This window comes from Microcoleus sp. F4-D5, from assembly GCF_036704885.1.
Lineage (GTDB): Bacteria > Cyanobacteriota > Cyanobacteriia > Cyanobacteriales > Microcoleaceae > Microcoleus.
Genome location: NZ_JAUBSX010000089.1, coordinates 23,141 through 29,931 on the forward strand (window position 1 = coordinate 23,141; position 6,791 = coordinate 29,931).

Sequence of the window (6,791 nt, forward strand, 5' to 3'; positions counted from 1 at the left end):
ATTTTGGAGTTAAAAATTATGACCGGCACAAATGATTACAAATGGCTAATCCCCTCTTCTCATAACCTAGGCTCGAAATCTCTTGAAGAAGAGAAAGCTCTCTGGGATAAAAACCACGAAGATTATACCAACACCTCTTTCAGCATCACCCAAGACCCCAAAATCTGCAAAAACTTAATCCGTCCAGAGCGTTCTCCCGGCTATGATATTCCCAACTCGCCTGATATCAAAGTCCTAATTCCCGGTTGCGGCTCGGAAATTTATCTTCAGAAAACCTTACTAGAATTTTGCCCCCAAATTGGACAAATCTACTGTACCGATTTTTCCAAAACAGCTATTGAAAAAGCACAAGCAGACTGGAAAACAGCAGATGGAGATTCCCGACTCAACAATCAGCAAATCGTGTTTGAGGAAGTTGACTCCACGCGAATCACCGAACTAAAACCGGAGTGGAACGATAAATTTGATTACGTCCTCCTTGTAAATTCCGTGGTTTCCAGTGAGGATAAAACCAACCGCGAGATGATACGGTAATTTGGAAAAGTTCTCAAGCCAGGTGGCAAGATATACGGATATTCCAACCACGTTATCCTTCTTAGAAATTGCCTATTTTAGTCGCAAACACGCTCACTGTGTTACAGAGGGATTTATCGATGTCTACGGCAATAAAGTTTGGGATGCTGAGTGGCAAAATGCCCAGATTTATTACACTCCCTTGCGGTTAAATCGCATCTTTAAAGAAGCGGGATTAAAACAACTCAGTTTGGAGATGCAGTTTTTGGACTATGAGCCTTTTGTTTCCATGTTTAAAGAGATGATAGATCGTGACGACCCGGATATCTTGCTCTGGCATTTTCTAGTTCGTTATGAAAAATAGGACTTAGGCATTTGGGCGAAGCATCTCGCTTGATGCTTCGTTTCACTAACCATGACACATCGGCTTTGCGTAAGTAGGGACACGGCATTGCCGTGTCCCTATTGAAAAAAACCCGCCGACAAAACTGTCAGCGGTGAGTTGTGGTTGAGGTCAAACTCTAGAATCTGGAAATTAACAGAGTCGAGAAGTACGATCGCGCGCTTGAAGAGAAATGTATCGAAATAGAAACGCGATCGCAATTTTATTTGTTCTACCCTCCGATAACTCCCCACCTCCAGATGGTTTTCCAACTACGCTTCAACTATCAGAGTAATGTTTTCCAGTCTCACGACGCGAACCACATCACCCGGTTTCAAAGTTATTTTTCGATCGCACTTAGCGGGCCACCAACTACTTTGGAAGCGGACAAGGCCGCATTTATTAGGCCGAATTTCTTCTTCTACAATCGCTTTTTCCAAATAGCTGACAGTCATCATTCTTGGCTCCTCATAAAAAATTTTTCGTAACGTTCAGATGCGAACGACTGATAGTTATAGTCTCTAACCGCTTAATTTTTAACTAAGGTTCAACGATTAGAGTAATGTTGTCAATTCCTACTACCTCAACCAAGTCACCGGGTTTAAAAGTGAGATCTCGCTTGCACTTGGCAGGCCACCAACTGTTCTGGAAGCGCACGCGGCCGGACTCTTGAGGGCGAATTTCTTCATCGACGATCGCTTTTTCGGAATTGTCAAAATTCATGATTGCTCACTCCCGATTGTAGATTTGCCTTAACTTTCAGAATCGATCGAAAACGACGCTGCAACGATCAAAGTAATATTTTCAATCCCCACGACGCGAACCACCTCACCGGGTTCAAAAGTCATGTCTCGATCGCACTTCGCCGGCCACCAACTGTTTTGGAAACGAACGCGGCCGCATTCTTGAGGGCGAATTTGTTCATCCACGATCGCTGTTTCAACATCGTTAATAGACATAGCTGCTTTCTCCTGAATATAAACTCGACTCGTCGATCGGCGTGTAAGTTAGAAGCTTGTTTGTCAACTTCCCCTCGACACTCAACAGTATCCCCCACCAACCTCGGCCGTGTCAGTCGGGAAAAGTCCATACAAGTCCACTGTTTGAGCGTGTAAGCGAGTCGGAAAAAGTCTGTTAAAGTTGTGTCAGATGGGTAACGCTAAACCTGGTGACTAAATGGAAGCCGATCGCGCACTGGATTTTACCAACTCGTTACTTGTGGCTCGAAACCTGAAAACTCTCGACAACCTTGACAGCGCTATCTTTCGCGAAGCATGGATCGGGGTGCAAGGCAGGACGTACCAACAGGTTGCAGATAGTGAAGGGTATGGAGTAGGGACTGTTAAGGATGCCGCCTCTAATTTGTGGAAGCGGCTTTCAGCGCTGTTTGGAGAAGGCGAAAAAATTAAAAGAGACAACCTTCAAGCGGTTGTAGAACGGTATTGGCGCAGCTACTCGAAACTTGAACCGCAGTCGGGACAAATTGTTCCGGCCCAAGTGCCTAAACACCCCGATGCGGAATTGGAGATCGAAAACCCGAACTTTTTGGGCAGGGAAGCGGCAATCGCCGATCTCAATACTCTTGTCGTCCAAGGTGCAAAAGTGATTGTCATCCAAAGTGCCGGCGGTATCGGCAAAACGACTTTGGCCAGAGAGTATCTCAAATCTCAAGGGTTCGATCGGGTAATTGAACTGTTGATGGCAAAAGAGACAGAGAATATCACAGCCTTGGAAAGCGCGATCGAAGAATGGCTCAAGCAAGACTTTCAGGAAGAACCCGGGCCCGACTTTGGCGTCACCTTGGGACGGCTGAAGCGGCAGCTTCAGACTCACAAAGTCGGCGTATTAATTGACAATTTGGAAGCTGCACTCGACGGACAAGGTAAGTTTATTGAACCGCACCGGCTTTACGTGGAACTGTTGCGAGTTTTGGCTGATGCAGCGGTGCAGTCGGTAACGCTGATTACCAGTCGCGATCGACTGTGCGATTCAGACGTAACCGTCGAACACTACCTGCTTCCGGGATTAGAGGTAGAAGTTTGGCAGCAATTTTTTAGCTGTCGCAACATCAATATAGATGATGTCGCCCTCAAGGAAATGCACAAAGTTTACGGCGGCAATGCTAAAGCAATGGGCATTATTTGCGGCACGATCCGAGAAGATTTTGACGGAGATATGGCTGCTTACTGGCTGGAAAACAGCGAAGATCCGCTCGTTGAAACTGACTTAAAAAATTTAGTTACCAGTCAATTCAACCGCCTGCAAGAACTCGATTCGGAAGCCTATCAACTCCTCTGTCGCTTGGGCTGTTACCGCTATCAAGACGTGCCGACAGTCCCTACTGACGGACTTTTGTGTTTGCTGTGGGACGTGCCCGAAGCCGGACGCCGACAAATCATTAAATCGCTGTTGCACCGATCGCTAGTCGAGTCTCAGAAGGGCGAATACTGGCTGCATCCAGCAATTCGGGAAGAAGCTGTCGATCGGGTCTCGCCCGGAGACTGGGAAACTGCAAACCGCAAAGCAGCCGAGTTCTGGAGCGAGAGTGTTGAAAATATAGAGACTGTAGAAGATGCGCTGAAAGCTTTTGAAGCTTGCTATCATTATGTGGCAATTAGCTGTTTCGAGCAGGCCGCTAGCGTCATCATCAAAAAAATCAATATCCAGTTTGCCAAAGATTACAATATCGGTAGAGCGCTCTACAAATTAGGTTTCTTGCAGCCAATAATTTCAGCAACTACTCGCATCGTCAACAACGTGACTTCTGATTATTATTTGAGCGGTTTATACAGTCTTTTAGGGATTTGTTATCGGATCTTGGGCGAAATCAATCAAGCCATAGAATGCCATCAAATATCAGAAATAAAAGCCACTAAGTCTTTGCAAATTATAGCGAAAAGCAGCGAACCTGAAAACGGCAAACAAGCAAATCTGGAATTTTGGAAAGTTAACGCTGCAATTAATATAGGTTTTTGTCAAATAGAAATGCGGGAATTGGAATCAGCTATGGAGATATTTGTCAAGCTGAAAAATTCGCGGGATGAAATCGGGAGTAATAGCTATTCGCTCGATGTCGGGTTAGCTTTCCTCAACTCCTGTGTCGGAGCGAAAAAAGAGGCGGTGAAACTCGCCGAAAAACTTTATGCCGATCGGGAAAACAGTCAGTTGGTGGGTACGGGATACAAGTTAGTTTTTCTCGCCGCCACCTATCAAAACCTGGGAGAGACAGAGAAAGCTTTGAGCTTGTACCGCCAAGCGATCGCGATCGCCGACCAAAACCAGTACACCACCATCAAAGCCAAAGCTCTCAGCAGTATCGCCGCGCTGTACCGAGAACGGGGAGAATTCGATCGAGCCCAGCAGCACCATGCAGAAGCAATAGAAATACTCGATCGAGCTAGCGCTAAATTAGACCGAGCCGAAGCTTGCTATCAACTAGCACTGACAGAACAAAAACTTGGTAACATCGAGAAAAGTCAAGAAAATTTTGACCGCGCCATTCAACTGTTTAGCGAAATGGACGCCAGCAAACAAGTAGAAAAAGTACAGTTAGCAGTGACAAAAAAAACATAAACAATACCTAATTAATCGCTCGACAAATCAGAAAATAGATACAATAAATAAATGAGAGAACAACCATAAACTTTGTAGATATGAAACTAAAACGATTGGGACACGTAGCCGTCTGCGTGCAAGACTTAGAGAAGTCAGCAGAATTCTACCGCAACTTGGGTATGGAGTTAGTCTGGAAAGATGCAGACTGGGCTTATTTGAAAGCAGGAGAGGACGGATTGGCGCTGTTGAGTCCGAGTTACGACCAAGCAGGGCCGCATTTTGGGTTTGTATTTGACGATCGTACTGAAATGGAATCCGCCTACGAACAACTCAAAGCCGATGGTGTTTCCGTCACCCGCATTCACGAACACCGCGACGGTACTGCATCTTTTTACGGCAGAGACCCCGACGGGAACGGCTTCGAGTATCTTTACGAACCGGCCTGACGATTCTAGGGCTTGCGAATCAAAACCCAAGAAACCGGGTTTTTAGCGGTTTCTGCGAGTTATAGCGCGTCTTCTCGACAAAAACCCGGTTTCTGACCGCGTGCGCGAACTAAATTAAGTAAGCGCCCAGAAAAAAATAGAATACCCAGATACCCGGTTTGGCGTTCCTTCTTCCGTTCCCGGAACCTCCCTGCAACTGCCCGAATAATGTGAGGTACTCACACCGACGCTTCTCAAGTAAGGTGCAGACTCTGAATCCGAACTATATCCACAACTTCCGAAAATCGGCTCGATAATCTAAAATCTAAAATCTAAAATCTAAAATCCTCATGTTGCAGAGAATACAAGTCAGAAACCGCTGGAAATTCATCTTCAAACCCTGGGAAGAAGCAGACCCTTGGCTGTTCGCCGCTTGCATCGCCCTCACCATCTTCGGGGGAATCATGATCCGCAGCGTCGAAATCAACCAGGGGCTGATCGACTGGTGGCGGCACTGGGTAACTGGGGCAGTCGGTTTGTTCCTCGCCATCATCATTTCCCGCTGCCGTTACCAAATACTGATTGAGTGGAAATGGCCGATTTACATACTAATCAATTTGTCCCTGATCGCAGTGCGGTTTATCGGTACTACAGGACTCGGGGCCCAGCGGTGGATCAACATCGGCGGCTTTTACCTGCAACCGTCAGAATTTGCCAAAGTAGGCATGATTGTCACTTTAGCAGCTCTCCTGCACGACAAGACTGTCCCCACGGTGGGTAATATGTTGAGGATGCTGGCGATTATGGCTGTACCCTGGGGATTGATCTTTGCCGAACCAAATTTAGGTACTTCCTTAGTCTTCGGCGCGATCACAATGGGGATGTTTTACTGGGGTAATGTCAATCCCGGCTGGCTAATATTGCTATTCTCTCCTCTAATCTCTGTTCTCCTCAATAACCTGTCTACACCGATTTGGATAGCCTGGGTGGTTCTTGCGGGTATTATCGCTTGGCGAACCCTGCCTTGGCCCTGGTTGGGGACTTTCGGTGCTGTGTTGGTGAACGTTGTTTCGGGACACGTCGGACATCTTTTTTGGAATGTGCTCAAGGATTATCAAAAAATGCGCCTGACAGGGTTTTTAAACCCCGAGAAAGACCCTTTAGGCAGCGGATATCACTTGATTCAATCTCGGATTGCTATTGGCGCTGGGGAACTGAAGGGCCGGGGTTTGTTTCAGGGAACGCAAACTCAGCTTAACTTTATTCCCGAACAGCATACGGACTTTATCTTTTCAGCTATTGGCGAAGAATTGGGTTTTATTGGCTGTATTGGCGTGTTGTTGGTGTTCTGGATAATTTGTTTCCGGTTGGTGACGATCGCTCAAAGTGCTAACGATAATTTTGGTTCTTTGTTGGCGATCGGCGTACTGTCAATGTTGATTTTTCAGGTGTTCGTAAATATTGGGATGAACATTGGCTTGGCTCCGGTTACGGGCATTCCCCTGCCTTTCCTAAGTTACGGGAATGCCTCGCTGCTGAGTAATTTTCTCGGCCTGGGACTGGTGGAGGCGGTGGCAAGCCAGCGACAGCGCAAGAAGCGTTGGAATTAGGTGATTGGTAATGGGTAATGGGTTTTGGGAATGCGATCGCCCTTTTGATTTCTTTCGAGAGATTCTGCGGGCGATCGCATTTTTTTGCGATCGCCCGCATCTAAATTTTACGCTTCCTGAGCCGAGCCTTGATGACTGGCAATTTTGATAAAATTTTTGTGGGGCGCGCACGAGAACCCGCCCCCAAATAAAATTTAGAGGCCCAACAGCTTAAATAAATCAACTTAATCTGGGGGGGTGACAAAGAGGTCTACGAGATAGACTGTATAAGGGTTGAAGCCCGCATACCTTGTTGGTAAAAGCGGC

At 46.6% G+C, this 6,791-nt stretch carries 10 protein-coding genes; 6 read left to right on the top strand and 4 right to left on the bottom strand.

Going from position 1 to position 6,791, the window contains the following annotated elements:
* Positions 1-18: 18 nt before the first annotated feature.
* Both QUA80_RS28345 and QUA80_RS28350 read left to right on the top strand, forming a co-directional pair.
* Positions 19-534, top strand: coding sequence for a hypothetical protein (locus QUA80_RS28345; protein ID WP_333428308.1), 516 nt, complete (start codon positions 19-21; stop codon positions 532-534).
* A 1-nt stretch (position 535) separates the two neighbouring features.
* The gene (locus QUA80_RS28350) at positions 536-877 is read left to right on the top strand and encodes a hypothetical protein (protein ID WP_333428309.1); all 342 of its coding nucleotides are present in this window, start codon (positions 536-538) and stop codon (positions 875-877) included.
* 98 nt (positions 878-975) lie between these two features.
* Here QUA80_RS28350 and QUA80_RS28355 read toward each other — a convergent pair whose 3' ends face one another.
* The 4 genes from QUA80_RS28355 to QUA80_RS28370 form a co-directional block, all read right to left on the bottom strand.
* The gene (locus tag QUA80_RS28355) at positions 976-1,167 is read right to left on the bottom strand and encodes a hypothetical protein (protein ID WP_333428310.1); all 192 of its coding nucleotides are present in this window, start codon (positions 1,165-1,167) and stop codon (positions 976-978) included.
* Positions 1,168-1,353: an NfeD family protein gene (locus QUA80_RS28360; RefSeq protein ID WP_333242713.1), complete on the bottom strand. Its 186-nt coding sequence runs from the start codon at positions 1,351-1,353 to the stop codon at positions 1,168-1,170.
* A gap of 82 nt (positions 1,354-1,435) precedes the next feature.
* A complete protein-coding gene (locus QUA80_RS28365) occupies positions 1,436-1,618 on the bottom strand; it encodes an NfeD family protein (RefSeq protein ID WP_333428311.1) in 183 nt (60 codons plus the stop codon).
* Between the two features lie 29 nt (positions 1,619-1,647).
* Complete coding sequence (locus QUA80_RS28370) at positions 1,648-1,854, bottom strand: NfeD family protein (protein ID WP_333428312.1); 207 nt, start codon at positions 1,852-1,854, stop codon at positions 1,648-1,650.
* Positions 1,855-2,071: 217 nt separating this feature from the next.
* On the opposite strand from QUA80_RS28370, the gene QUA80_RS28375 reads away from it, so the two are divergent.
* The 4 genes from QUA80_RS28375 to QUA80_RS28390 all read left to right on the top strand — a co-directional run bounded on the left by QUA80_RS28375 (position 2,072) and on the right by QUA80_RS28390 (position 6,633).
* Positions 2,072-4,468, top strand: coding sequence for a tetratricopeptide repeat protein (locus tag QUA80_RS28375; protein ID WP_333428313.1), 2,397 nt, complete (start codon positions 2,072-2,074; stop codon positions 4,466-4,468).
* An 80-nt stretch (positions 4,469-4,548) separates the two neighbouring features.
* Positions 4,549-4,896 carry a VOC family protein gene (locus QUA80_RS28380; protein ID WP_333428314.1) on the top strand — a complete coding sequence of 116 codons (348 nt, stop codon included), beginning with the start codon at positions 4,549-4,551 and terminating at the stop codon, positions 4,894-4,896.
* Between the two features lie 329 nt (positions 4,897-5,225).
* Positions 5,226-6,485 carry a rod shape-determining protein RodA gene (gene rodA / locus QUA80_RS28385; protein ID WP_333428315.1) on the top strand — a complete coding sequence of 420 codons (1,260 nt, stop codon included), beginning with the start codon at positions 5,226-5,228 and terminating at the stop codon, positions 6,483-6,485.
* A 10-nt stretch (positions 6,486-6,495) separates the two neighbouring features.
* On the top strand, positions 6,496-6,633 hold the full coding sequence (locus tag QUA80_RS28390; protein WP_333428316.1) for a hypothetical protein: 138 nt from the start codon (positions 6,496-6,498) through the stop codon (positions 6,631-6,633).
* Positions 6,634-6,791 lie beyond the last annotated feature (158 nt).

What these genes read in the sequence shown, in the direction of transcription:
- QUA80_RS28380 (WP_333428314.1), top strand. Translation starts at nt 4,549, where the DNA reads ATGAAACTAAAACGATTGGGACACGTAGCCGTCTGCGTGCAAGACTTA.
- QUA80_RS28390 (WP_333428316.1), top strand. Translation starts at nt 6,496, where the DNA reads ATGGGTAATGGGTTTTGGGAATGCGATCGCCCTTTTGATTTCTTTCGA.
- rodA (WP_333428315.1), top strand. Translation starts at nt 5,226, where the DNA reads ATGTTGCAGAGAATACAAGTCAGAAACCGCTGGAAATTCATCTTCAAA.
- QUA80_RS28370 (WP_333428312.1), bottom strand. Translation starts at nt 1,854, where the DNA reads ATGTCTATTAACGATGTTGAAACAGCGATCGTGGATGAACAAATTCGC.
- QUA80_RS28360 (WP_333242713.1), bottom strand. Translation starts at nt 1,353, where the DNA reads ATGATGACTGTCAGCTATTTGGAAAAAGCGATTGTAGAAGAAGAAATT.
- QUA80_RS28345 (WP_333428308.1), top strand. Translation starts at nt 19, where the DNA reads ATGACCGGCACAAATGATTACAAATGGCTAATCCCCTCTTCTCATAAC.
- QUA80_RS28375 (WP_333428313.1), top strand. Translation starts at nt 2,072, where the DNA reads ATGGAAGCCGATCGCGCACTGGATTTTACCAACTCGTTACTTGTGGCT.
- QUA80_RS28365 (WP_333428311.1), bottom strand. Translation starts at nt 1,618, where the DNA reads ATGAATTTTGACAATTCCGAAAAAGCGATCGTCGATGAAGAAATTCGC.